Annotated in this window: 17 protein-coding genes; 16 read left to right on the top strand and 1 reads right to left on the bottom strand. The window is 74.7% G+C overall.

Going from position 1 to position 25,394, the window contains the following annotated elements; genetic code table 11:
• Positions 1 to 14: 14 nt before the first annotated feature.
• The 7 genes from ACYVHQ_RS04910 (at position 15) to ACYVHQ_RS04880 (ending at position 15,157) form a co-directional block, all read left to right on the top strand.
• A complete protein-coding gene (locus ACYVHQ_RS04910) occupies positions 15 to 1,442 on the top strand; it encodes a serine/threonine-protein kinase (RefSeq protein WP_460511017.1) in 1,428 nt (475 codons plus the stop codon).
• On the top strand, positions 1,439 to 7,276 hold the full coding sequence (locus ACYVHQ_RS04905) for an Ig-like domain-containing protein (protein WP_460511016.1): 5,838 nt from the start codon (positions 1,439 to 1,441) through the stop codon (positions 7,274 to 7,276). The genes ACYVHQ_RS04910 and ACYVHQ_RS04905 overlap by 4 nt, the downstream gene beginning before the upstream one ends.
• Positions 7,277 to 7,286: 10 nt before the next feature.
• On the top strand, positions 7,287 to 8,258 hold the full coding sequence (locus ACYVHQ_RS04900; protein WP_460511015.1) for an AAA family ATPase: 972 nt from the start codon (positions 7,287 to 7,289) through the stop codon (positions 8,256 to 8,258).
• On the top strand, positions 8,255 to 9,694 hold the full coding sequence (locus tag ACYVHQ_RS04895; RefSeq protein WP_460511014.1) for a DUF58 domain-containing protein: 1,440 nt from the start codon (positions 8,255 to 8,257) through the stop codon (positions 9,692 to 9,694). Before ACYVHQ_RS04900 ends, ACYVHQ_RS04895 begins: the two co-directional genes overlap by 4 nt.
• Complete coding sequence (locus ACYVHQ_RS04890; RefSeq protein WP_460511013.1) at positions 9,691 to 12,063, top strand: transglutaminaseTgpA domain-containing protein; 2,373 nt, start codon at positions 9,691 to 9,693, stop codon at positions 12,061 to 12,063. The genes ACYVHQ_RS04895 and ACYVHQ_RS04890 overlap by 4 nt, the downstream gene beginning before the upstream one ends.
• Positions 12,064 to 12,071: 8 nt before the next feature.
• Positions 12,072 to 14,474 (top strand): FHA domain-containing protein, encoded by a 2,403-nt coding sequence (locus tag ACYVHQ_RS04885; RefSeq protein WP_460511012.1) that lies wholly within the window; start codon positions 12,072 to 12,074, stop codon positions 14,472 to 14,474.
• 344 nt (positions 14,475 to 14,818) lie between these two features.
• Positions 14,819 to 15,157: a hypothetical protein gene (locus ACYVHQ_RS04880; RefSeq protein WP_460511011.1), complete on the top strand. Its 339-nt coding sequence runs from the start codon at positions 14,819 to 14,821 to the stop codon at positions 15,155 to 15,157.
• An 8-nt stretch (positions 15,158 to 15,165) separates the two neighbouring features.
• Here the strand turns inward: ACYVHQ_RS04880 and ACYVHQ_RS04875 are convergent, their stop codons facing one another.
• Positions 15,166 to 16,182 (bottom strand): asparaginase, encoded by a 1,017-nt coding sequence (locus ACYVHQ_RS04875; RefSeq protein ID WP_460511010.1) that lies wholly within the window; start codon positions 16,180 to 16,182, stop codon positions 15,166 to 15,168.
• Between the two features lie 44 nt (positions 16,183 to 16,226).
• On the opposite strand from ACYVHQ_RS04875, the gene ACYVHQ_RS04870 reads away from it, so the two are divergent.
• The 9 genes from ACYVHQ_RS04870 to ACYVHQ_RS04830 all read left to right on the top strand — a co-directional run bounded on the left by ACYVHQ_RS04870 (position 16,227) and on the right by ACYVHQ_RS04830 (position 25,392).
• Entirely contained in the window at positions 16,227 to 16,694 is a 468-nt protein-coding gene (locus ACYVHQ_RS04870; protein WP_460511009.1) for an OsmC family protein, read from the top strand.
• A gap of 96 nt (positions 16,695 to 16,790) precedes the next feature.
• Positions 16,791 to 17,771, top strand: a complete 981-nt coding sequence (locus ACYVHQ_RS04865) for an FKBP-type peptidyl-prolyl cis-trans isomerase (RefSeq protein ID WP_460511008.1) — start codon at positions 16,791 to 16,793, stop codon at positions 17,769 to 17,771.
• Positions 17,771 to 18,850 (top strand): 1-deoxy-D-xylulose-5-phosphate reductoisomerase, encoded by a 1,080-nt coding sequence (dxr, locus tag ACYVHQ_RS04860; RefSeq protein ID WP_460511007.1) that lies wholly within the window; start codon positions 17,771 to 17,773, stop codon positions 18,848 to 18,850. The genes ACYVHQ_RS04865 and dxr overlap by 1 nt, the downstream gene beginning before the upstream one ends.
• 148 nt (positions 18,851 to 18,998) lie before the next feature.
• Entirely contained in the window at positions 18,999 to 20,294 is a 1,296-nt protein-coding gene (locus ACYVHQ_RS04855) for a M50 family metallopeptidase (protein ID WP_460511247.1), read from the top strand.
• Between the two features lie 36 nt (positions 20,295 to 20,330).
• A complete protein-coding gene (gene ispG / locus ACYVHQ_RS04850; RefSeq protein WP_460511006.1) occupies positions 20,331 to 21,479 on the top strand; it encodes a flavodoxin-dependent (E)-4-hydroxy-3-methylbut-2-enyl-diphosphate synthase in 1,149 nt (382 codons plus the stop codon).
• Positions 21,480 to 21,661: 182 nt separating this feature from the next.
• The gene (locus ACYVHQ_RS04845) at positions 21,662 to 22,582 is read left to right on the top strand and encodes a MetQ/NlpA family ABC transporter substrate-binding protein (protein ID WP_460511005.1); all 921 of its coding nucleotides are present in this window, start codon (positions 21,662 to 21,664) and stop codon (positions 22,580 to 22,582) included.
• Complete coding sequence (locus ACYVHQ_RS04840) at positions 22,579 to 23,631, top strand: methionine ABC transporter ATP-binding protein (RefSeq protein ID WP_460511004.1); 1,053 nt, start codon at positions 22,579 to 22,581, stop codon at positions 23,629 to 23,631. The genes ACYVHQ_RS04845 and ACYVHQ_RS04840 overlap by 4 nt, the downstream gene beginning before the upstream one ends.
• Position 23,632: 1 nt before the next feature.
• Positions 23,633 to 24,292, top strand: a complete 660-nt coding sequence (locus ACYVHQ_RS04835) for a methionine ABC transporter permease (protein ID WP_460511003.1) — start codon at positions 23,633 to 23,635, stop codon at positions 24,290 to 24,292.
• 29 nt (positions 24,293 to 24,321) lie between these two features.
• Positions 24,322 to 25,392: an AAA family ATPase gene (locus tag ACYVHQ_RS04830; RefSeq protein WP_460511002.1), complete on the top strand. Its 1,071-nt coding sequence runs from the start codon at positions 24,322 to 24,324 to the stop codon at positions 25,390 to 25,392.
• Positions 25,393 to 25,394: the final 2 nt, after the last annotated feature.

The raw sequence follows: 25,394 nt of genomic DNA, 5'->3' as shown, positions 1-25,394 counted from the left end.
AGCAAGGAGGCGACGTGGCACGCAGGCTCCCGTCCCAGCCTCCCGTCCTGCCCGGTTTCTCGTACGTGCACGTCCTGGGCTCCGGAGGGTTCGCCGACGTCTTCCTGTACGAGCAGAACATGCCGCGGCGACAGGTCGCCGTCAAGGTGCTCCTGAGCGAGGTCGTCGACGACCAGGTCCGACAGATGTTCCAGGCCGAGGCGAACCTCATGGCCCAGCTGAGCGGGCACCCCTCGATCCTCACGGTGTTCCAGGCGAGCGTCTCGGCCGACGGTCGGCCCTACCTCGTCATGGAGCTCTGCTCGGCCTCCCTCAGCGAGCGGTACCGGAGGGAGCGCATCCCCGTCGCCGACGTGCTGCGCATCGGCGTCAAGATCGGCAGTGCCGTCGAGACGGCCCACCGGCAGGGGGTCCTGCACCGCGACATCAAGCCGTCGAACATCCTCATGACGGCCTACGGCCACCCCGTGCTCTCCGACTTCGGCATCGCGGCGTCGCTCGGCGGCGGGGAGCCGAGCGAGGTCGTGGGCATGTCGATCCCGTGGTCGGCGCCCGAGGTGCTCGTCGACGAGACCGCCGGCAGCGTCGAGTCCGAGGTCTACTCGCTCGGGGCCACGGTCTACTCGCTCCTCGCGGGTCGCAGCCCCTTCGAGGTGCTCGGGGGCGAGAGGAACGGTGCCTCCGACCTCATCGGCCGCATCGACCGGGGCAAGCTGCCCCCCACGGGGCGCACCGACGTCCCGGCCGGCCTGGAGCGCATCCTGGCCCGCAGCATGTCGCGCCGCCCCGACCACCGTCAGGCGAGCGTGCTCGAGCTCATCCGCGAGCTGCAGCAGGTCGAGACCGAGATCGGCGCCGGGCAGACGCCCATCGAGGTCGCCGTCGACGACTGGGCCCTGGCGACGGTCGCGGACCTCGAGGACGCCACGCGCCTCCGGGGCTCCTCCGCCGCCGCCTCGACGCGTCGTCGTCGCCGGCGACGCCGCGTCACGGAAGCACAGGCCTCCGCCGTGCAGGCGTCCGCGCTGGGCCAGAGCCGCGCCGTGCCTCGGGGCACGGCCACGAGGGAACGCCCGCGCCGACGAGGCGTCACCGCGCTCGTCTGGGCGCTCGTGGCCGCGTCCGTCGTCGTCACGGCCCTCGGCGCCACGGCGACCTTGGTGCTCGTGCGGGCGACCTCCACCGAGATCCCGCGCGTGGGGGCGGTCGACGCCGTGCTCACCGACGACAGCGTGCGCTTCAGCTGGGACGACCCCGGGCTGCGACCGGGCGACGCCTACGTCATCGCCGCCGGTGACGGGACGAGCCAGCAGACCTCCGCGGACTACGTCGTCGACGCGCCCGGCGAGGGCGAACGGGTCTGCGTCACCGTGCGCGTCGCCCGGGCGGGCTCCACCGGGCTGCCGAGCGGCGAGAAGTGCGTGACGGGGGAGGGCCCGTGAGGCAGGCGCTCGTCGGCTGGGCCCGCGGGCACCGGTCGGCGGCGGCCACCACGCTGAGCGGCGTCGTCGTGGCGGCGCTCGTCGCGACCGTCGCGGTCGTGAGCACGGGGTACGAGGCCCAGCGCCTCGACCTCGACGACGGCACCGTCTGGGTCGCCAACGGCGAGCTGGGCGCGATCGGGCGGGCCAACGCCGACGTGCTGGAGCTCAACTCCGCCGTGCGGACGAGCGGCGCCGACCTCTCCGTGGCCCAGGCCGGTCAGGACGTCCTCCTGGTCGACCGGAGCAGCGCCACCGTCGGGATCGTCGACACCGCCACGGCGACCGTCGTCGACGAGGTGCCCCTGCCGCCCACGTCGCCGGCGGTGCACCTGGCGGGCGACCGCGTCGTCGTGGCCTCGGACGGCACGGGCGAGTACTGGTCCGTCCCGGTCGACGAGCTGTCCTCCTACGTCGCCGACTCCGACCCCGACCTCAGCCTCGGCGCCGACGCGGTCTCTGCCGTCACGCCCGGGGGCCGCACGACGGTCTTCTCCGCGGACAGCGGGGCCGTGTCGATGATCGGCTCGGCGGACCGCTTCGAGGTCGACGAGACGGCGGTGACGGGCCTCCCGGAGGGCGACGACTACCAGGTGACCTCGGTCGGACCGCACTGGGCCGTGCTCGACACGGCGTCCGGGGCCCTCGTCGTCGACGGTCGCGCCGTCGACCTCGGGAGCCGCTCGACGGGCGGGCTCGCCCTGCAAGAGGCCAGCGACGACGGGTCGGCGGTGCTCGTCGCCACGGGCACGGGCCTCCTGTCGGTGCCCTTCGACGGGGGTGCCCCGACGGGCCTCGTCAGCGAGCGGTCCGGCCTGCCCGCCCGGCCCGTCGTCGTCGACGGCTGCACGTGGGCGGCCTGGGCCGACGGCACCGCCTGGAGCGACTGCCGCGCCGACGGCGAGCAGGTCCTCGCGCTCGAGCAGGTCGCGCCCTCGGCGCCCCTCGTCTTCGACGTCAACGGGCGTCGCGTGATGCTCAGCGACCCTGCCGGGGGCGGGTCCTGGGCCGTGCAGCGCGGAGGACAGCTCGTCGACAACTGGGGCGACCTCGTCGAGGACGAGCGGCAGGAGGACGACCAGGAGGAGAACGACGCCGAGCAGCCGCCCGAGCTCGACCCCGACCAGAAGCCGCCCGTCGCCGTGGCGGACGAGTTCGGAGCGAGACCGGGGCGCGCGAGCACGCTGCCCGTGCTCCTCAACGACTTCGACCCCAACGGCGACCCCCTCGCCATCGACTCGGTGGGCGCCGTCGACGAGGCCGTCGGGCGCGTCGACGTCATCAACGACGGTCAGCAGCTCCTGCTCACGCTCGCTCAGGAGGCCTCGGGCGTGGTCTCGTTCGACTACGTCGTCTCCGACGGACGCGGCGGGACCGCGAGCGCGACCGTGACGGTCACGGTCCGGGGGGCGGACGAGAACGGGGCACCCCGCCAGGTGCGCAGCACGGAGGCGTCCGTGTCGTCGAGCGGGCGGCTCGAGGTCGACGTCCTGGGGGACTGGGTCGACCCCGACGGTGACGCCTTCTACCTGGTGAGCGCGACGGGCGAGGGCGTCACGTCCAAGCCGACGGGCGAGGTCGTGGTCCAGGACGACGGCACCGGGCGCAGCCGCGTCGACGTCGCCCTGGTCGTCTCCGACGGGCGCGACGAGTCGGCCGGCACGCTGACGGTCGCCGTCGACGGGACCGCGCCCCTCGAGGCGCGCTCGTTCACGGTCGAGGCCTACGCGGGGCGCCAGACCAGCATCGACCCGCTGCGGTACGTCGTCGGCGGCTCGGGCCGCGCGCGGCTCAACAGCGTCCCGCCGCAGGCCGGGTCGGTGGTCACGCCCAGCTACGAGAAGGGCACCTTCCGGTTCTCGAGCGACGAGGTCCGTTCGCACGCGGTCGAGTACACGGTCACGGACGGGGACCAGACGGCCACCGGCACCGTCCGCGTCGACGTGCAGGAGCCGCCCGACCCGGGCACGCCACCGGTCACGGTGCCGAAGACCGTCTTCGTGCGGACGCTGAGCACCGAGACGGTCGACGTCACGGCCACGGACCGCGACCCCGCCGGCAACGTCCTCGTGCTCACCGGCACGTCGACGGTCGACGCCGGTCAGGGCGTGCGCGTCGAGGCGCTCGAGCAGCGCTACCTCCGGGTGACGTCGACGGCACCCCTCGAGACGGGGTCGACGACGTTCAGCTACACGGTCACGAACGGCCTCGCGTCGGCGGAGGGGAGCGTCACCGTCGTCGAGATCCCGCGCCCCGGGGTCGTGCAGCCGCCCGTGGCCGCCGCGGACGCCGCCACCGTCCGGGTCGGCGACGCGATCGACATCGACGTGCTCGCCAACGACGAGCAGCCCGACGGCGACGAGATCACGTTGGTGCCCGCCCTCGACCAGGACGTCCCCGAGGGGGGCGGCCTGCTCTTCACGGCGGGCGACCGGCTGCGCTACCTCGCACCGAGCACGCCCGGCGACTTCACGGCGCAGTACCGCATCACGGGTGCCGACGGGCAGAGCGCCTCCGCGCAGGTGTCCATCGCGGTCCGCGAGGCCGACGCGGCGACCAACGCGCCTCCCGTGCCGCAGACCGTGACGGCACGCGTCGTCGCCGGTGAGAGCGTCCGCGTGGCCGTCCCCCTCGACGGCATCGACCCCGACGGCGACGCGGTCCAGCTCGTCGGGGTGGACACCAACCCCGAGAAGGGCAGCGTCACGAACGTCGGCCCCGACTTCCTGGAGTTCGAGGCGGGGCCGGGCCAGGCCGGGACGGACTCCTTCACCTACTCCGTCATCGACGGGCTCGGCGCCCGGGCCACCGGGACCGTGCGCATCGGCATCGCGGAGCGCGCGGAGGGGTCGAGGGACCCGGTCGCGGTCGCGGACACGGTGACCATGCGGCCCGGTGGCAGCATCGCCGTGCGCGTCCTCGACAACGACTCCGACCCCGACGGCGGAGCCCTGACGGTCACGTCCGTCGAGCCCAACGGTGACGACGGCGTCCGCGCCGAGGTCCTCGACGGGACGACCGTGTCGGTGACGCCGCCTCGCGCCGAGGGCGAGTACGGCCTCGTCTACACGGTCGAGAACGAGGTCGGCGGCGCGAGCTCCAGCTTCGTGACGGTCGTCGTCGACCGCGACGCCCCCTTGCGGCAGCCCCTGGCGGACGACACCGTGCTGGACCTCCGTGACGTCCTCGATCGTGACAGCGTGCGCGTCGACGTGCTCCGCAACGCGTTCTTCGCCAATGGCCCGGTCACCGAGCTCGGCCTCGGGCTCGAACCCGGTCACGGCTCGACCGCTCGGATCACGGGAGACGGGCAGGTCGAGGTCGAGGTGCTGCCGACGAGCCAGATCGTGCCCTTCTACGTCTCCCACCCCCAGGACGACTCCCTGCGGGCGTACGCCTTCATCCGCGTGCCCGGGTCCGACGACGCCCTCCCGCAGATCGACAGGACCGCCCCCACGATCACGGTCGCGAGCGAGGAGGCGGTCGACATCGACCTGGACCGCTACGTCGTGGCCAGCGGCGGGCGCTCGGTGCGCCTCACGGACCCGTCGGCCGTGCGCGCCACCCACGCCTCCGGCGACGACCTGGTCGTCGACGCCACGACCCTGCGCTTCCGGTCCGCCGACCTCTTCTACGGTGCCGCGAGCATCTCCTTCGAGGTGACGGACGGCCGGTCGGCCGACGACCCCGACGGGCGCAAGGCCACCCTCGTGCTGCCCGTCCGGGTCACGCCCCGGGAGAACCAGCCGCCGGTGTTCGACGGCACGTCGATCCAGCTCGAACCGGGGGAGTCCCGCACCGTCGACCTGACCCGCCTCACGACGTACCCCTACCCCGACGACGTCGGCGAGCTGACCTACGCCGCGGGGGCCTCCTCCGTGCCCGGCTTCTCGTACTCCGTGTCGGGGCAGCGGCTGACCGTCACCGCCGACGCCTCGGCGACGAAGGGGACCTCCCGGTCGCTGCCGATCACGGTCGCCGACGCAGCGGCGCAGGGCAGGACCGGCGCCGTCACCGTCTCCGTCGTGGCGTCGAGCCGGCCCCTCGCGCTGCCGGCCGCCGACCGCGCGGTCGTCCGACGCGGCGGGACGACGACGGTCGACGTCCTGCAGAACGACCAGGCCACCAACCCCTTCCCCGGGCGACCGCTCGAGGTCGTCGCCATCCGGGGCCTCGACGGAGGCCGCGTGCCCGCTGGCGTCCGCATCACGCCGAGTGCCGACCGTCGCACCCTCTCCGTGACGGCCGACGCCTCGGCGCTGCCGGTCGACACCAACCTCCAGTACCAGGTCGCGGACGTCACCGGCGATCCGGACCGGCGGGTCTGGGGCAACGTCACCATCTCCGTCCAGGACGTCCCCAGCACGCCCAACGCGCCCGTGAGGACGGGCACCTTCCGGGGCGGGCAGCTCACGCTCGCCTACCAGTCGCCCGCGGCCAACAACTCGCCCGTGTCGCGCTTCGTGCTCACGGGCACCTCGACGAGCGGTGGCGCGACCTACAGCAAGGACTGCGGCGTCGCGACCGTGTGCACCCTCACCGACCTCGACCCGACGCAGCAGTACGCCTTCTCCGTCGTCGCGAGCAACGCCGTCGGCGACTCGGCCCCGAGCGCGGTGAGCGCCCCCTACAGCGCCGACTTCGTGCCGGCGGCGCCGGCCACGGTGACGGTGGCCGCGTCGCGCAGCACGCCGGGCGGGTTGGACGTCTCGTGGTCGCGCGTCCCCGATCCGCGCCCGGGCAGCCGGGTGGTCCGTTACGTCGTCGACATGACGGGGCCGGGTGCGCCCGCCACGTCCACGACGACCGACCTCCGGTTGTCGACGCTCACCGGCCTCGACCCCGACGCGCGCTACACGGCCACGGTCCGCGCCGAGAACGCCGCTCAGGTCTCGTCCACGGCGGACTGGGCCCGGACGACGTCGGCGCCGGGCCATCCCGTCGGCACCCCTCCGCCCGTGTCGGTGACGGCGACCGTGGTCGATCCGGGCCAGGGGTGGATCGGGCTCTCCCGGACGGACAGCTCCGCACGGGGCGGGGGGGCCCTGGCGTACTCCTACGGACGGGCTGCGGCCGGGACGCCCACGCCGACGTGCGCCGTCGGCCAGGCGGACCCGTACGGCGTCGAGCTGACGAAGGACCTGGTCGACCGGACCGCGGCGGACGGGCAGGAGTACGCGTACTTCGCCTACGTGCGCAACGGCTACTTCTGCACGGCGTCCAGCTCGGGAGCCGTCCAGAGCCTCAAGGCGCCCGGGAAGGCGTCCGTCGACCTGGCCGTCGTCCAGAACGGGACCAGCGACCGGTACGACGTCGCCGCCTCGGGCCTCGCGGTGGACGGCGGCACGGCGTCGCGGTACGAGGTCCGCCTCGGCGACGGTCCGTGGGCGGCCGTGCCGGCCTCCGGCAGGGTGACGACGGGCGACGACCCCGGCCTCTACAACCGGACGTCGGTCGTCGCCGTCCGGGGGTGCCGGGACGACACGCAGCGCTTCTGCGGTCCGCCGTCCGACGGCGCCGAGGCCACCCCCGTGCTCGCGGGCTTCGTCTCGCCGACCTTCTCCGGGACCGCTGCGGGTGGCACGTGGACGTTCTCGGCGCCGACCGGGAGCGGGCTCGCCTCCCGCCAGTACCGGTGCGGCACAGGAGGATGGACGACGATCGACGCGGGAGCGAGCGCGTCGTGCGACGTCACCGTCGCCGACGACCCCGAGCTGCGGCTGCAGACCCGCCTCCGGACCAGCACGGCCACCGTCGACTACGACCGGGACCACCTCCCGGTCATCACCGAGTGAGGAACGCGACATGACGATGACCCCCGAGCAGGCGACCTGGTTCTCCGACGTCTTCGGACGCCTCGTGGCGAACGTCGACCGGGTCCTCCTGGGCAAGACGTTCGTCGTGCGGCTCTCCTTCACGGCGCTGCTCAGCGAGGGGCACCTCCTGCTCGAGGACTACCCCGGCACGGGCAAGACCTCGCTGGCCCGCGCGATGGCGCAGAGCGTGCAGGGCACGAGCTCGCGCGTGCAGTTCACGCCCGACCTCCTGCCGGGCGACATCACGGGCGTGAGCATCTACGACCAGAAGGTCGGCGAGTTCGAGTTCCACCGCGGGCCGATCTTCGCGAACGTCGTCCTCGCGGACGAGATCAACCGTGCGAGCCCGAAGACCCAGTCGGCCCTGCTCGAGGTGATGGAGGAGGGGCGCGTCACGGTGGACGGCGTCAGCCACGACGTGGGCCGCCCCTTCATGGTCGTGGCCACCCAGAACCCGATCGAGCAGGCCGGCACCTACCGCCTCCCGGAGGCGCAGCTGGACCGGTTCCTGCTCAAGACGTCCATCGGGTACCCCGACCACGCGGCGACCCTGCGGATCCTCGAGGGCTCGGCGACCCGGGTGCACGAGGGCAGCCTCGCGCCCGTGGTGCAGGCCGGCGTCATCACCGAGATGGCGCAGCTGGCTCGCACCGTCCACGTCGAGCCGTCGCTCGCCGACTACGTCGCGCGGCTCGTCGAGGGCACGCGCACGGCGCAGGAGGTCCGGCTCGGCGTGAGCGTGCGCGGTGCGCTCGGCCTCGTGCGGGCCGCCAAGACCTACGCCGCCGCCTCGGGCCGGCACTACGTCACGCCCGACGACGTCAAGGCCCTCGCGGAGCCCGTGCTGGCGCACCGTCTCGTGCTCGACCCCGAGGCGGAGTTCGACGGCGTGACGCCCTCGAGCGTCGTCAGCCAGCTGCTCATCGAGACGCCGCCGCCGGCGGAGCGGACCGCCGTGTGAGCGCCGGACCCTCCCCGAGGACGACCTCGCGGGCCAGGGGCGGGGGAGCCCGTGTCGACCCACGGCCCGGGGGCACGACCTCGAGCGCCCGTGTCGACGCGGTCTCCGCCACCGGCACGCAGGGCCTCACCAACGCCCGGACCAGGATCGTCGGGGACCGCACCGGCCCCGTCGCCGACGCGCTCGTGCTCGGCGTGCGCGTCGGCCGTGTGCTCCGCTCCGCCCTCCGCGGGGCCCTCACCGCGGCGTCGTCGGTCGTCACCCCGCTCGGCTGGGTGGTCCTCGTCGCCGCGCCCGCCTCGCTCGTCGCCGGGTACCTCCTCGGTTGGCTCGAGCTCGTCGTCCTGGGGTGGGCGTCGGTCGTGCTGCTCGTCGTGGCCGGCGTGTTCCTCGCCGGGCGCAACGCCTTCGAGGTCGCCCTGTCGATCCCGCACCCGCGGGTCACGGTGGGCGAGACCGCCGGGGGAGCGGTGGTCGTGACGAACCCGACGCGCCGTCGCGTGCTCGGGACGACGGTCGAGGTGCCCGTCGGGGCCGGCCTCGCCGAGCTGGCCCTTCCGGGCCTCAGGCCCGACGAGAGCGCCGAGCGCACGTTCGGCGTCCCCACGGGCCGCCGAGGCCTCGTGCACGTCGGACCGGTGCGCACCGTGCGGGGCGACCCGGTCGGGCTGGCCCGGCGGGAGCTCGACTGGACGGGCGTCGCCGAGGTCTTCGTGCACCCGCGCACGATCGGGATCCCGAGCACGAGCACCGGGCTCGTCCGCGACCTCGAGGGCAGCCCGACCCGGGACCTCTCGACGAGCGACATCTCCTTCCACGCGCTCCGCGAGTACCAGCCGGGCGACGAGCGACGGAACATCCACTGGCGGTCCACCGCGAAGACGGGCACCCACATGGTGCGGCAGTTCGAGGAGAGCCGACGCAGCCACCTGGTCATCGCCCTCAGCCTCTCGGCCGCCGACTACGCCATCGACGAGGAGTTCGAGCTCGCGGTGAGCGCCGTCGGATCGCTGGGCGCCCGCGCGATCCGCGACGCGCGCGAGGTGAGCGTCGTCGTCAGCGAGCGCACGCCCGAGTTCGCGAAGCGCAAGAAGCTCGAGATCCGTCGCCTGGCCACCCTCACCCGCGACCGCCTCCTGGACGACCTCGCCGTCGTCGAGCTCGCCCCCTCGGCGCTCGCCGTCACGGACGTCGCACGGGTCGCCGGCGAGCAGGTGCAGGGCATCTCCGTCGCGTTCCTCGTCGTCGGGTCGACGACGACGCTGACCCAGCTCCGCGCCGCCGCCGCCGCCTTCCCGCTCGGCGTGGAGTCGGTCGCCGTGGTGTGCGACCCGGAGTCGGTGCCCGGCCTCCGGCGCCTCGGCGACCTCACGGTGCTCACGATCGGCTACCTGGAGGACCTCCAGAAGTCGCTCGCCCGGGTGGCCGCCTCGTGAGCACGAGCACGACCGAGCCGGGCGACCGCCCCCGTCGACCCGGCGACCGCCCTCGTCGCCGCACCGGGCCTCCTGCGCCGTTCGTGGTCGTGGCGACGGGCCTGTTCGTCCTCGCCCAGGTCGTCGCCGTGAGCACCTGGTGGCCGATCCACCGCAGCGGTCAGCTCGTCGTGCTCGTCGCCGTGACCGTGCTCGTCGGCTCCGCACTGGGCGTGGTCGGTGCCGTGCGGCGACTGTCGAGCGCGTGGCTCGCGGCGGGCACGGTCGGGGCCTTCCTGGTGCTCGGCGTGCCCCTCGCGGTCCCCGACGCCGCCGTGGCGGGCCTCCTGCCGTCGGGCCGGGGCCTGCTCGACCTCGTCGCCGGGGTCGCCCTCGGCTGGAGGCAGCTGCTCACCATCAGCCTGCCCGTCGGCAGCTACCAGGCGCTCCTGGTCCCCGTGTTCGTGCTGCTGCTCGTCGGGACCGTCGTCGGCGTCTCCGTCGCCGTGCGTGCCCGCTCCGGCGAGGTCGCCGCCGTGGTCCCGGTCGTGACGTGGCTGACGGGCATCGTGCTCGGCCCGTCCGAGGCCTTCCTGCCCGTCGCGACCGCGCTGGCGCTGCTCGCCGTGCTCGTCACGTGGTCGATGTGGTGGCGCCTCCGCCGCCGGCGCCTGGCCCTCGACGCCCTGGCGGGCACCGCCGGCGGGTCGGGTGCTCGCGCGGCCGGCCACGGGGCCGCCGTCCTCCGCGCGGTCGCAGGAGGCGCGGCCACCGTGGTCGTCGCGGGCGCGGTGGCCGCGGGCGCGGTCGCGCTCGTGCCGCCGACGGGGAGCCGACTCGTGGCCCGCGACGCCGTCGAGCAGCCCTTCGACCCGCGCGACGAGGTCTCGCCGCTCACCCGGTTCCGGGCCTACCAGCAGTCGCCCGCGGTCGACGAGGTGCTCTTCACCGTGAGCGGCGCGCCCGACGGCTCCCTGCTGCGCCTCGCCACCCTCGACACCTACGACGGGGTCGCGTACACCGTGGGGAGCAGCCAGGTGGACAGCGCGTCGGGCTCCTTCACGCGGGTGCCCTCGGCGATCGACCGGTCGGACGTGCAGGGCAGTGCGGTGAGCGTCGACGTCGCGGTGGCGGACTGGTCGAGCACGTGGCTCCCCACGCTGGGGCGCCTCGAGGGCGTCCGCTTCACCTCGGACGACTCCGCCGAGCTCCGGGACGCCTTCTACTACAACGACGTCACCGGCACGGCGGCCGTGCTCGGGGGGCTCCGCCCCGGCGACTCCTACCGGCTCGAGGCCGTGCTCCCGGACCAGCCGGACGAGGAGGACCTCGCGTCCGCGCGTCCCGGCCCCGAGCGCGTGCCCGCGCCGCGGTCCGTCCCCGCGCAGGTGCGCGAGGCGGCCCGGTCCGCCTCGGCCGGCGCCGACGGGCCCGGCGCGGCGCTGCTCGCCGCGCTCGCCGCGCTCCGCGAGGAGGGCTACGTGAGCCACGGCGTGGGCGAGGACGAGCCCGTGAGCCGCTCCGGCCACGGAGCAGACCGCATCGCCCAGTTGTTCGACGACCCCGTGATGATCGGGGACGCCGAGCAGTACGCCACGGCGGCCGCGCTCGTCGCGGACGAGCTCGGCTTCCCGGCACGCGTCGTCATGGGCTTCCGCGCACGGGCCGACGGTGCGGGGGCCGACGGCGCGCCGAGCCCCGTGACCGGCGCCGACGTGACGGCGTGGATCGAGGTCGACACGGCCCGGGACGGCTGGGTCGCGCTCGACCCCAACCCGGAGGAGCGCCCGGTCCCCGAGGACCAGCTGCAGGACCCGAGCCAGGTCTCGCGACCGGAGTCCGTCGTCCAGCCCCCGCCGCAGGACCCCCAGATCCGCGACGCGCAGTCCCCGCCGCAGTCCGAGCGCGAGACGCCCGACGCGCCTCCTGCCTGGCTCGCCGTCCTGCTCGCCGTCGTGCGGGTCGCCGGCTGGGTCCTGCTCGTCGCGGCGGTCCTCGCCGCGCCGTTCGTCGCCGTGGTGGCGGCCAAGGCCCGCCGACGGCGGCGGCGTCGCCGACGGACCGACCCCGTCGCCCGGATCGCCGGGGGGTGGGAGGAGTTCGAGGACGCCGTCGTCGACCACGGCATCCCCACGCCGCCGTCCGGCACCCGCCACGAGATCGCGGCCGCCGTGGGCAGCTCGCGGGCCGTGGTCCTGGCCAGGGTCGCCGATCGGGCCGTGTTCGCCCCGGGACCGCCCGGGCCGGAGGACGCCGATCGCGTGTGGACCGCCGTGACCGACATGCGCGCGTCGCTGTCCCGGGGCCTGCCGCGGTGGCAGCGCTTCAAGGCGGCCGTCTCCCCGCGCAGCTTGCGTCGATACCATGGTCGGACACCACCGCGACGCTGAGGACCTCCATGACCTGCCCGACCTGTGCCAGCCCGCTGCCCGCGGGTGCCATGTTCTGCGGCGAGTGCGGGCGGGCCGTGACGAGCGCCGACGTCGCCGCCCAGCGGTCGTCCGCCGAGGCCGCCGCTCGCCGTCCCTCGGACCCGACCGCGTCGACCCCGCCGCCTGCGTGGCGGTCGCGCGCGGACCGGCACGTCCCCGGCCGCGACGTCGAGCCGTGGTGGGTCCGTGAGCGGGTCGAGCCCGACGCCGCCCCCGGTCCCGCCGACCACCACCTCGGTCCCGCTCCGGGCTCGGCGCCCGAGCCGGGCGCCGCTCCGGCGACCCCTTCTCCCGGGAGCGGGGCTCCTGCTGCCCCCGACGAGCACCCCGTCGTCCCTCCGGGCGCCCACCCCGACCTCACGTCGTGGCCGCCGCCCGTCGTGCCCCGGGACACGACCACGGAGATCCCTCCGTCCGCGTCGTCGTCGCCCCTCGACCGACCGTCCGCGGAGGCCCCGCGGGACGTGACCGACGGGGGGCCGACCCCACCGGCGCGCCCGGAGACGGCACGACCTGAGGCCGCGCGCCCCGAGACGGCTCGGCCCGGGGCCACGCGCCCCGAGACGATCCGACCCGGGGCGGCAGCACCCGGGGCCGCCCGCCCCGCACCGACGCAGCCTCCTGCCCTGCGCGCTCCCGAGGCGTCCGCCGACCACGCCCCCCGCGCTCCGCTCTGGACGGCCTCACTGGCACCGCTGCCGGCGGAGGACCGCGCCGAGGAGGAGCAGGCCGGGGCCGAGGAGCACGGCGCCGAGGAGCACGGCGCCGACGAGCACGGCACCGACGAGCACGAGGGCGCCGAGCGCGAGGGCGTCGACCGGCAGGGTCGCGCCCTCGTGCAGGGCCCGGTCTCGGGCACCGGTTCGGCGAGCACGCCCGGGTCCGGGGACACGGTCCGGGGCGGGGACGACGTGCCCGCCCCGGTGGTCGGCGACGGCACCGTCGGCGCCGCGGCCGACGGCCCCGACGGCCCTGCCGACCCGCAGACCGAGATCGACCTGGACGCCGACGGGCCCGCCGACGCGCTCCCCGCACCCGGTGACACGGCACTGTTCGAACGCCTCCTGCCCGACGTCGCGCCCGCCGTGCCGAGCGACGTCGACGACAGGGCCGAGGGCGAGGGGGCCGACGCCGCCCGCTCCCGGAGGACGACGGACGCCGGCGCGGCTGCCGTCGGGGCTGCCCCGCCCCCGCTCGTCGAGCCGGGCAGCGCGGGGGAGCGCTGCACGCAGTGCGGTGGGCCGATCCACGAGGACGACATCTTCTGCGGCGAGTGCGGTGCCGTCGTGCAGTCCGTGGCGCGGTCGTTCACGGGGCCGGTGGTCCCGCTGACGCCCGGGTGGCGGCCACCCGTCGTCGACGGGTCCCGGGCCGGCGCTGACGACGTCCCCCGGACCGACCCGGGCGACGCACCCGCTCCCGGCGCGCCCACCGCGGCCGGGTCCTCGGAGCGTCCCACCGGTGCGCCCACTGCTGCTGGTGCGTCCGCTGCCGACGCCTCCTCTGCCCGGGCGACCCCGGACGACGCGGCCGACCGCCCCGACACGGGCCGCGTGCGCCGTTCCGGGCGTCGTGCCCGCGACGTGCCGGCGGACGCCCCTCGGCAGCCCCGTCCGGTCCCGGCGAGCTGGTCGCCTCCCACGGTCCCTGGGGCCCCCGCGGCCCCTGAGCCGTCGACGGGAGCCCCGCTCGCGGGGGAGGACCCGGACGCCACCAAGCGCCGTCTCGTCGACGAGGCTGCTCGTCGCGCCCTGGCGTGGCCGCCGTCGACGACGGACGCGCCCCGTCCGGGTGGCAGTGCCGGCCCTGCTCGTGACGCGGACGTGCCCGGTGCCCTCCTCCCTCCGGTCGACCACGTGCCCGGCGTCGTCCGGGCCGCACCGCCCGAGCGTCCGGTCGCACCGAGCGTGCCCCCGGCTCCGCAGGCGGACACGCCCGACGGGTCCTCGCCGTGGGCCGCGGTCCGCGCGTCGGTGCCCCAGGGCCAGGCGGAGGACGACGACGACGTGGACGAGACGCGCATCGTCGCGCCGCGACCCGGCGCCGTCGAGTACGGGCTCCAGTTCAGCACCGGCGAGAGCGTGACCGTCTCGGGCAGCGGCCTGCTGGGGCGGGCGCCCGTCGCCCAGCCGGGTGAGCGGTTCGACCACCTCGTGCGCCTGGTCGACCCCGGCAAGTCCGTCTCGAAGACGCACCTGGAGTTCGGCCTCGAGGGGGGCCACCTCTGGGTCAGCGACCGGTGGAGCGGCAACGGCACGCTCGTGCGGGCCGTCGACCAGCCGCCCCGGCGCGTGCAGCCGGGCACGAGGGTGCGCGTCCCGCGGGGCGCGCGCGTCGACATCGGGGAGCAGTTCTTCCTCGTCCAGTGACCGTCCGTCCCCAGGGCGGCACGGTGCGGCGGCGTCCACCGAGCCGCCCTCGGCCGGTCGGGGCGGCGGCACCACCGTGATCAGCTGGGCGCGTGCCGCCGTCCCCTCTCCCCCCGTCCGTGCCCGAGCTCCGCTCACCGCGCCGCCCCGACCGGTGGCCGCTCGCCCCGCTGCCCCGGTCGTGGCGCGGTCGTGCGGCGTCCGACCGGACCGCGGCGGACGATGCCGATGTCGATCACGGCAGCGGCGGTGCCCCCGCGGAGTGGTCCTGGAGGTTCCCCTGCACGCCGGCCGAGCGGGACGCCGCGCGTCACGGACCGCGGCGTCCGGCCACGGGCGTCCTCGTGCTGGGCACCGGGCCGGTCACCGCCCCCGACGGCTCACCCGTCGACGGGCCGCTCTGCGTGCCCGTGAGCGTCCCCGTCGTGCTGGTCGCGCCTCCCGTGACCGGTCGCGCGCTGGTGCGCAGCTGGTGCGCGCAGGAGGCCGTGGCCGGCTCGGCCCCGCAGGTCGCGCACGTGGGTTCCCTCGCCCGGGCCCGGCCGCTGCTCTCGACCCGGGACGCCCTCCTCGTGGTCGTCGAGGGCACGGGGGAGTGCTGGGCCCGTCGACCGCACCGTCCCGGTGAACGGGTGCCGTTCGTGCCGTGGCTCGTCGCCCGTGACCCCGGCCCGGGGGCGTGATGCGCGGGTCAGGCGGCGAGCAGGCCGCGACCGGGTCGGAGTCGCCCGACCGGCACGCCGCCGCCGAGCACGCGCTCGACGGTGCGCGCCTCGACGCGGGCGACGGCGTCGGCGTCGACGACGCCCTGCGCCGCGAGCAGCTCGAGGGCCACGAGGGTCGCGGCCCGGAGGCTGCCGTCGAGCACCTTGACCGCGACCGCGACGCCGTCGGTGGTGCCCATGACCATGACGCCCTCGGCGCCCAGCTTGGCGAGCACGCCCAGCTCGTCGATGGTCACCGTGTTCGCCCGGCCGGGGCCGTCGAGGGCCCAGGCGTCGTCGAGCACCGCACGGACCAGGTGCGCCGCGTGCGCGTCGTCGCCGCGGCCCACGGAGCCCGTGACGCGCGAGATGCCGCGCGCGAGCCCGGTGACGGTCGTCGCGAAGACGGGAGCGCCGCAGCCGTCCACGCCCGCGTGGTCGACGACCTCGCCCGTGGCCTCCGCGACGGTCTCGCGCACGGCGACCTGCAGCGGGTGGTCGAGGGACGTGTACGTGGCGGGGTCCCAGCCGGCGTGCTCGCAGGCGAGCAGGAACGCCGCGTGCTTGCCCGAGCAGTTCATCGCCAGGCGGCGCCGCTCGACGGCGGCCCGGCCCGCAGCGGGGTCGCTCGGCCAGTCCGGCGGGCAGAGGAGGTCGTCCTCGACGTGGCCCGCACGGTCGAGCACTGCAGAGACGACCTGCTGGTGGGCGTCCGTGCCGGCGTGGCTCGCGGTCGCGAGCACGGCCTCCGGCCCCTCCAGTCGCACGCCCGCGCGCAGCACCGTGAGCGCCTGCAGCGGCTTGAGGCACGACCGGGGGTAGATGCTCGCGCCGACGTCGCCCACCGAGCGCAGGACGGCCCCGTCGGGCCCCACGACGACGGCGGCACCGAGGTGCCGGCTCTCGTCCAGCCCGGACCGCTCGAGCACCGCGAGCTCGACGCTGCCGTCGGCGTCGAGGGGGCGGCGGGCGGCAGGGGTCGACGAGGCGCTCGGGTCGGTCATGATGGGGAGCGTAGCAACGCACCCCACCCGCCCGAGGAGGCCCCGTGCTCGACCACCGGTTCACCGTCGACCTCCGCTGGACCGGCGACCGAGGCGTCGGCACGACCTCGTACCGGGCCTACGGCCGCGACCTCGTGCTGTCGGCCGAGGGCAAGCACGCCATCGAGGGCTCAGCCGCCCGCGCCTTCCACGGCGACGCCGACCGCTGGAACCCCGAGGAGCTCCTGCTCGCCGCGCTCGCCGAGTGCCACCTGCTCAGCTACCTCTACGTGGCGGCCTCGGCGGGCGTGGTCGTCGTCGGCTACGAGGACGCCGCCTCCTGCACCCTCGAGCGCGACGACGCCGGCGGGGGCCGCATCACGAGCGCGACGCTGCGGCCCCGGGTGGTCGTGCGCGACGCCTCGATGGCCGAGCGGGCCGCCGAGCTGCACGCCGAGGCGGCGCGCAGCTGCTTCGTCGCGGCCTCGGTGGCGTTCCCCGTGCACCACGAACCGACGACGACCGTGGCCTGAGCGGCCACGACCTCCGCCCGACCGGCGATCGCCCAGCCCCGCCCGGCCCGGCGTGCGGCAGACTGGTCGGGTCCCCGAGCTGATCGTGAGTCCCCCATGCGTCGCAAGCTGTCCCTCCTGGCCGTGCCCGTCCTCCTCGTCTCGCTCGCCGCGTGCACGGGCGACGAGGCCCCCGAGGCGTCCCCGACCCCCGGTGCCAGCACCGCCGACGGGCCGCGGGCCACGTGCCCCGAGCCCGGCGAGCTGTCCGACGGCGTCGAGGTGGCCGGCGACGCGGGTGCGAAGCCCACCGTCACGTTCGAGTCGCCGCTCGAGGTCGACGAGACCCAGCGCACCGTCGTCTCCGAGGGCGACGGCGACGAGGTCGAGCCCGGCGACGTCGTCAACATCGCGGTGAGCATCTACGACGCCGCGACCGGCGACGAGGTCGCGGTGACCGGTTACGACGGCACCGCCGCCACGCAGCTCACGGTCGACGAGGGCCTGTGGGTCCCCGGCCTGGTCTCGGCCGTCACCTGCGTGCCCGTGGGCAGCCGCACGGTGACCGTCGCGACCGCCGACGACATGCGCCCCCAGGGAGCGACCGGCGCCGACGCGGAGGCCGCGACGTCGGTGGTCATCGTCGCGGACGTGCAGTCCGTCGTCCCGACCCGTGCCGACGGCGAGGACCAGCCCGCCGTCGAGGGCCTGCCGACCGTCGAGCTCGACGACGACGGTCGCCCCACCGTCACGATCCCCGACGCCGAGGCGCCGGACGAGCTGCAGATCGCCACGCTCAAGAAGGGCGACGGCGAGGTCGTGCCCGACCCCGCGAACGTCACGGTGCAGTACCAGGGCGTCAACTGGCGCACGGGCGAGGTCTTCGACGAGAGCTGGGGCCGCGGCGCCCCGAGCCCCTTCTCGACCGACCAGGTCGTGCCGGGCTTCGCGAAGGCCATGATCGGCCAGACCGTCGGCTCGCAGGTGCTCGTGGTGATCCCGCCGAGCGAGGGCTACGGCGAGGCGGGCCAGCCCAGCGCCGGCATCGAGGGCACCGACACGCTCGTCTTCGTCATCGACATCCTCGCGGTCTCCTGATGCGCCGGGTGACGGTCCTCGGGTCGACCGGGTCGATCGGGGTGCAGGCGCTCGACGTGATCGCGCGCAACCCCGACCGCTTCGAGGTGGTCGGCCTCTCCGCCGGGTCGAACCGCGAGCTCGTCACCGAACAGGCCCGCCGCCACGGGGTGGAGCACGTCGCCCTGGGCACCGACGAGAGCGTCGCGCTCGTGCGCGACGTCCAGGCCGACGTCGTGCTCAACGGCATCACGGGCTCGGTGGGCCTCGCGCCGACCCTCGCCGCCCTCGGGTCGGGGTCGGTGCTGGCCCTGGCCAACAAGGAGAGCCTCATCGTCGGTGGCGACCTGGTGAAGGCCGCGGCGGCGCCGGGGCAGCTGGTCCCGGTCGACTCCGAGCACAGCGCGATCGCCCAGGCCCTCCGCTCGGGCGCCGCGGACGAGGTCCGTCGCCTGGTCCTCACGGCCTCGGGCGGGCCGTTCCGGGGTCGCAGCAGGGAGTCGCTCGCGGGCGTCACCCCGCAGGAGGCGCTGGCGCACCCCACGTGGGACATGGGCCTGGTCGTCACCACGAACTCGGCGACGCTCGTCAACAAGGGCCTCGAGGTCATCGAGGCGCACCTGCTCTTCGACGTCGACTACGACGACATCGAGGTCACGGTCCACCCGCAGTCGGTGGTGCACAGCATGGTCGAGTTCGTCGACGGCTCGACGCTCGCCCAGGCCTCGCCGCCCGACATGCGGCTGCCGATCTCGTTGGGCCTGGCCTGGCCCGAGCGGGTGCCCGGCACGGGGGTGCCGCTCGACTGGACGACCGCTTCGACCTGGACCTTCGAGCCGCTCGACGCCGAGGCGTTCCCCGCCGTCGAGCTGGCGAAGCAGGTCGGTCGTGCCGGCGGGACGGTCCCCGCCGTGTTCAACGCCGCGAACGAGCAAGCCGTGCTGGCCTTCCACGCGGGGCGCCTCGACTACCTGGGGATCCTCGACACGGTGGTCGAGGTCGTCGACCGGCACGACCGCGCCGAGACCACGCTCGAGGGCGTGCTCGAGGCGGAGCGCTGGGCGCGGCGCGAGGCCGACGCCCTCATCGCCGCCCGCTGAGCCGGCGCGTCGGCGGCGGCCATCGCGCCGTCAGGAGGCCTCGGACCCGCTCCCAGCGTCGCCAGGGCTCCGGCGCGGCTCGCTCCCGGCGGTCCGCGGCTACTGTTCTCGGGTGACCGTCCTCCTCTTCGTCGTCGGCGTCCTGATCATGGTCGTCGGGCTCGCCGTGTCCATCGCCCTGCACGAGGTGGGGCACCTGGTGCCGGCGAAGCGCTTCGGGGTCAAGGTCGGCCAGTACATGATCGGCTTCGGGCCGACGATCTTCTCCCGTCGTCGGGGCGAGACCGAGTACGGGGTGAAGGCGCTGCCGCTCGGCGGCTACATCTCGATGGCCGGGATGTTCCCGCCCGGCAAGGCCGGGGGAGACGCCCGCACCTCGAGCACCGGCTTCTTCCAGACCCTCGTGCAGGACGCCCGGACCGCCAGCGCCGACACCATCGACCCGGGCGACGAGCAGCGCACGTTCTACCGCCTGCCGGTGGCGAAGCGCATCGTGATCATGCTGGGCGGGCCGGTCATGAACCTCCTGATCGGCGTGGTGCTCTACGCCGTGCTGCTCTGCGGCTTCGGCACCGCGCAGTACAGCAGCACGCTCGGCAGCGTGTCCGAGTGCGTGCTGCCCGCGGGCTCGACGGCGACGAGCTGCCCGGCCGGCGCCGAGACGGCGCCCGCGGCGGCGGCCGGCCTCGCGCCGGGCGACCGCCTGGTCTCGATCGACGGCACGGCCGTGGCCGACGGCGACGAGGTGACGGAGCTCCTCCGCGCGTCGCCGGGCACGCCGCTCGAGGTCGTCTACGAGCGTGACGGCGCGCGCGCCACGACGACGCTCACGCCCCAGCTCAGCGAGCGCTACGTCGTCGACGACGCCACCGGGCGGGTGGTCGAGGGCGATGACGGCGAACCCGTCACGCAGGAGGTCGGCTTCGTCGGCATCGGCTTCGCCACCGAGACCGTGCGCCGACCGGTGACCGAGGTGCTGCCGACCGTCGGCGAGAACGTCGTGCGCGTGGCCGACCTCGTCGTGCACCTGCCGCAGCGGCTCGTCGGCGTGGCCGACGCCGCGTTCGGCGGGGGAGAGCGCGCGGCCGACGGTCCGCTCAGCGTCGTGGGCGTGGGCCGCATGGCGGGAGAGGTCGCGAGCCTCGACGCCGTGCCGCTCGTCGACCGGGCCGCGTACCTGGTGGGCCTGCTCGCGAACCTCAACGTCGCGCTGTTCGTCTTCAACCTGATCCCGCTCATGCCCCTCGACGGCGGGCACGTGCTCGGTGCCGTGATCGAGGCGGTGCGCCGGGCCTTCGCGAAGCTCCTGGGCCGGCCCGACCCGGGTCCCGTCGACACCGCGAAGGTGATCCCGCTGACGTTCGTGGTGGTCGCCGTCCTGGGGGCGATGAGCGTCCTGCTCATCTACGCGGACATCGTCAACCCGATCGACATCTTCGGCTAGGGCGGGCGCCCAGCCGCGCGGGCTTACGATGAGCGGGTGCCCGCAGTGAATCTAGGTATGCCCAAGGTCCCCGAGGTCCTGGCGCCTCGACGCAAGTCCCGACAGATCAAGGTCGGCAAGGTCCTCGTGGGCGGTGACGCCCCCGTGAGCGTCCAGTCCATGACGACGACGCCGACGCCGAACATCAACGCGACCCTCCAGCAGATCGCCGAGCTCACGGCCTCCGGCTGCGACATCGTGCGCGTCGCGGTGCCGAGCCGCGACGATGCCGAGGCGCTGCCGATCATCGCGAAGAAGAGCCAGATCCCGGTCATCGCCGACATCCACTTCCAGCCGAACTACGTGTTCCAGGCGATCGACGCCGGCTGCGCGGCGGTCCGCGTGAACCCCGGCAACATCCGCAAGTTCGACGACCAGGTCGGCAAGATCGCGGCCGCGGCCAAGGCGGCGGGCGTGTCCATCCGCATCGGCGTCAACGCCGGGTCGCTCGAGCCGAGCCTGCTGCAGAAGTACGGCAAGGCGACGCCCGAGGCGCTGGTGGAGTCGGCCGTGTGGGAGGCCTCGCTCTTCGAGGAGCACGACTTCCACGACTTCAAGATCTCCGTGAAGCACAACGACCCGATCGTCATGGTCAAGGCCTACCGCCAGCTCGCCGAGCGCGGCGACTGGCCCCTGCACCTCGGCGTCACCGAGGCCGGCCCGGAGTTCCAGGGCACCATCAAGTCGGCCACGGCCTTCGGCCTCCTGCTGGGGGAGGGCATCGGCGACACGATCCGCGTCAGCCTCAGCGCCCCTCCGGCGCAAGAGGTCAAGGTCGGCCTGCAGATCCTGCAGTCGCTCAACCTGCGCGAGCGCAAGCTCGAGATCGTCAGCTGCCCGAGCTGCGGCCGCGCGCAGGTCGACGTCTACAAGCTCGCGAACGACGTCACCGACGGGCTCGAGGGCATGACCGTGCCCCTGCGCGTCGCCGTCATGGGCTGCGTCGTCAACGGTCCCGGCGAGGCCCGGGAGGCCGACCTGGGCGTCGCGTCCGGCAACGGCAAGGGCCAGATCTTCGTCAAGGGCGAGGTCATCAAGACCGTCCCCGAGGCCGAGATCGTGCAGACCCTCATCGACGAGGCCAACCGCCTCGCGGCCGAGATGCCCGCGAGCGAGACCGGCACCGTGCAGGTCCTGACGCCCTAGGCGTCGAGCGACATCCACCGGAGGCGCGGTGCGGGGGCGACCCGCACCGCGCCTCCTGCGCGTGTGTCGTCGTGTGACGACCCGACGTGCCGGCGGCGCGCGGACCGGGCACCATGGACGCTGCACCGTGCGGGCCCCGAGCGTCCCGGTGCCTCCCCCCAGCACCGCCGAGAGGAACACCCATGTCGAGTCCTGCCCCCCTCATCGAGGCGCCGAAGAGGCGCACCGGTCGCCTCGTGGCGATCGTCATCGCGATCGCCGTCGTCCTGGCCGCGGTCGGCATCGGCGTCGCCGTGGCCTCGCGCGGCGGCGACGACGTGGTCCGGGTGGGCGTGGTCGGCAAGAGCGACCCGTACTGGGCGGACTTCGTCTCGGCCGCCGCCGACGAGGGCATCGACGTCGAGCTCGTCGACTACAGCGACTACGAGCAGCCGAACCCCGCCCTCAGCGACGGCGAGCTCGACCTCAACCAGTTCCAGCACATCGTCTACCTCGCCCAGTACGACGTGGCCTCGGGCTCCGACCTCGTGCCCGTCGGCTCGACGGCGATCTACCCGCTGCCGCTCTACTCCGAACGCTACGACTCGGTGGAGGACTTCCAGGAGGGCGACACCGTCGCCGTCCCCGACGACACCAGCAACCTGGCGCGGGCCCTGCTCGTGCTGCAGTCGAACGGCCTCATCGAGCTCGAGGGCGGCGGCGACATCTTCTCGGGCATCGCGGACATCGACCAGGACGCCTCGAAGGTCCAGGTCGCGACCGTCAAGGCCGACCTGGCGGCCACGTCGCTGCCCGACTACGCCGGCGCGATCATCAACAACGAGTTCGCGACGAAGGCCGGCCTCTCGGCCGACGACGTCGTCGCCCAGGACGACCCGTCCGACCCGGCCTCGACGCCCTACGTCAACGTCTTCGCGGCCCGCGCCGACGACGCGGACGACGAGACCTACGCGCGGCTCGTCGAGATCTACCAGTCGACGCGCGCCGTGCAGGACGGCGTCGTCGAGAACTCCGGCGGCACCGCCGTCACCGTCGAGGTCCCGGCCGAGGAGCTCCGCCGGTCGCTCGACGAGACGAAGGAGCTCGTGGAGCAGAAGGGTTGACCGCCGTCGCCACCGCGCGCGGCACGGCGGTCCGGCTCACGGACGTCGTCAAGGCCTACCCGCCGCGTGAGAAGGGCGGGGAGCCGCTCACGGCGGTCGACCGGGTCTCCCTCGACGTCGCCGGGGGCGAGATCTTCGGGATCATCGGCTACTCGGGCGCCGGCAAGAGCACGCTCGTGCGGCTCGTCAACGCGCTCGAGCTCGCCACGAGCGGCAGCATCGAGCTCGACGGCCGCGACATCACGGGCCTGCCCGAGCGCGAGCTGCGCCGGCTGCGAGCCGGCATCGGCATGATCTTCCAGCAGTTCAACCTGTTCTCGTCGAAGACCGTCTGGGGCAACGTGGAGTTCCCGCTCCGCGCGGCGGGCGTGCCACGGTCGGAGCACCAGCGGCGCATCAGCGACCTGCTGCACTTCGTGGGCCTGGGCGACAAGGCGCACGCCTACCCCGACCAGCTGTCCGGCGGTCAGAAGCAGCGCGTGGGGATCGCGCGGGCGCTCGCGACCGACCCGCGCCTCCTGCTCGCCGACGAGGCGACCAGTGCCCTCGACCCCGAGACCACGCAGGAGGTCCTGGCCCTGCTCCGGCGGGTCAACGCCGAGCTGGGCGTCACGGTCGTCGTCATCACGCACGAGATGGACGTCATCAAGTCGATCGCCGACCGGGTGGCGGTCATGGACCGCGGGCGCGTCGTCGAGATCGGACCGACCTTCGACGTGTTCTCGGCGCCGCGCGAGGAGTCGACGAAGCGCTTCGTGTCGACCGTCATCGCCGGCACCCCCGAGGGCGCGGAGCGCTCGGCGCTGGCCGCGCGCCACGCCGGCGTGCTCGTCGCCGTGCGCCTCTCGGAGGGTGGCGTGGAGCAGCGCGACGTCTTCGCGGTCCTGGGCCGCCACGGGCTCGGTTTCGAGATCGTCTACGGCGGCGTCAACGAGATCCAGGGGCGCACGTTCGGCACCCTGACCCTGGCGGTCACCGGCGGCGACGCGGCGGTCCGCGCCGCGCTGGCCGAGCTGGGCGAGGCCGCGACCGAGCTGGAGGTGGCGTGACGTGGAGAACCTCCTGGCACTGCAGCCGCAGCTCTGGCAGGCGGCCCTCGAGACCGTCTACATCGTCGCCCTCACGCTCCTCTTCGGCGGGGCGGGCGGGCTCGTCCTGGGGCTGGCCCTCTACCTGACCCGCGGGGGCGGCCTCTTCGCCAACCGCGTCGTCGCGGGCGTGCTCAACGTCGTGGTGAACGTGTTCCGGCCGATCCCGTTCATCATCTTCCTGGCCGCGGCGCAGCCCCTGGCGCGCGCCGTGATCGGCAGCGGCAGCGGGAACCCGGCGATCATCTTCACGCTGTCGCTCGCGGCCAGCTTCGCGATCTCGCGCATCGTCGAGCAGAACCTGCTCACGGTGCAGCCGGGCGTCATCGAGGCGGCGCGCGCGGCCGGGGCCGGACCGCTGCGCATCATCGGGACCGTGATCCTGCCCGAGGCGCTGGGACCGCTGCTGCTCGGCTACACGTTCGTGTTCGTCGCCATCGTCGACATGTCGGCGGTCGCCGGCTACGTGGGCGGAGGCGGTCTCGGCAGCTTCGCGCTGCTCTACGGCTACCGCCAGTTCGACCCCGTCGTGACGTGGGGCGCGGTCCTGCTGATCATCGTCCTGGTGCAGCTCGTGCAGTTCCTGGGCAACGCCCTGGCGAGGCGAGCGCTCCGGCGGTGACGACGGGGGACTGCCCTACAGTGGGGCGGGTGACCGACACGACGACCTCGTCCTCGCCGCCCGCCCCCGGTGGCAGCGGTCCCGCGTCGGCCGGGCCGGCACCCGTCACGCCCGACGAGCTCGCCCACGCCGGGCAGGTCGTGGGCCGCGTCGCCGACGCCTTCTCGCGCACGGTCGTCGGTCAGACGGGGCTGCGCGACTCGCTCCTCGTGGCCCTGCTCACGGGCGGCCACGTGCTGCTCGAGAGCGTGCCCGGCCTCGCCAAGACCACGGCCGCCCAGGCGCTGGCGCGCTCGATCGACGCGTCGTTCCGCCGCGTCCAGTGCACGCCCGACCTCCTGCCGAGCGACATCACGGGCACGCAGGTCTACGACGCCCAGCAGTCGACGTTCGTCACCCAGCTCGGCCCGGTGCACGCGAACTTCGTGCTGCTCGACGAGATCAACCGTTCGAGCGCCAAGACGCAGAGCGCCATGCTCGAGGCGATGCAGGAACGCCAGACCACCATCGGCGGCACGGTCCACCGGCTGCCCGACCCGTTCCTGGTGCTCGCGACGCAGAACCCCATCGAGCAGGAGGGCACCTACCAGCTGCCCGAGGCGCAGCTGGACCGCTTCCTGCTGAAGGAGGTGCTCGACTACCCGACGCCCGCCGAGGAGGCCGAGGTGATCCGCCGTCTCGACGCGGGCGTCCTGGGCGGCACGACCGATCCCACCGCGACCGTGCCCGGTCCGGTGGCGACCCTCGACGACGTGCGCCAGCTGCAGCAGGTCGCCCGCCGTGTCTACGTCGACCCGTCGATCGTCTCCTACGTGGTGCAGCTGGCCTACGTCACGCGGCACCCGCAGCAGTACCTCCCGGCGTCCCTCGCCGAGTACGTCGAGTTCGGGGCGAGCCCGCGCGCGAGCATCGCCTTCGTGCAGGCCGCCCGGGCGCTCGCCCTGCTGCACGGGCGCGACTACGTGATCCCGGAGGACGTCAAGCACCTGCGGCACGGCGTGCTCCGGCACCGCGTCGTGCTGGGCTACGAGGCCCAGGCCGACGACGTCGCGCCCGAGACGATCGTCGACGCGGTCTTCGCCGCGGTGCCGACGCCCTGACG

This window comes from Frigoribacterium salinisoli, assembly GCF_054781095.1.
This window is presented reverse-complemented; position numbering and strand designations above follow the sequence as displayed.

Coding starts and splice junctions, on each gene's coding strand:
- ACYVHQ_RS04865 (WP_460511008.1), top strand. CDS start 16,791: ATGCGTCGCAAGCTGTCCCTCCTGGCCGTGCCCGTCCTCCTCGTCTCG.
- dxr (WP_460511007.1), top strand. CDS start 17,771: ATGCGCCGGGTGACGGTCCTCGGGTCGACCGGGTCGATCGGGGTGCAG.
- ACYVHQ_RS04900 (WP_460511015.1), top strand. CDS start 7,287: ATGACGATGACCCCCGAGCAGGCGACCTGGTTCTCCGACGTCTTCGGA.
- ACYVHQ_RS04855 (WP_460511247.1), top strand. CDS start 18,999: ATGGTCGTCGGGCTCGCCGTGTCCATCGCCCTGCACGAGGTGGGGCAC.
- ACYVHQ_RS04875 (WP_460511010.1), bottom strand. CDS start 16,182: ATGACCGACCCGAGCGCCTCGTCGACCCCTGCCGCCCGCCGCCCCCTC.
- ACYVHQ_RS04845 (WP_460511005.1), top strand. CDS start 21,662: ATGTCGAGTCCTGCCCCCCTCATCGAGGCGCCGAAGAGGCGCACCGGT.
- ACYVHQ_RS04885 (WP_460511012.1), top strand. CDS start 12,072: ATGACCTGCCCGACCTGTGCCAGCCCGCTGCCCGCGGGTGCCATGTTC.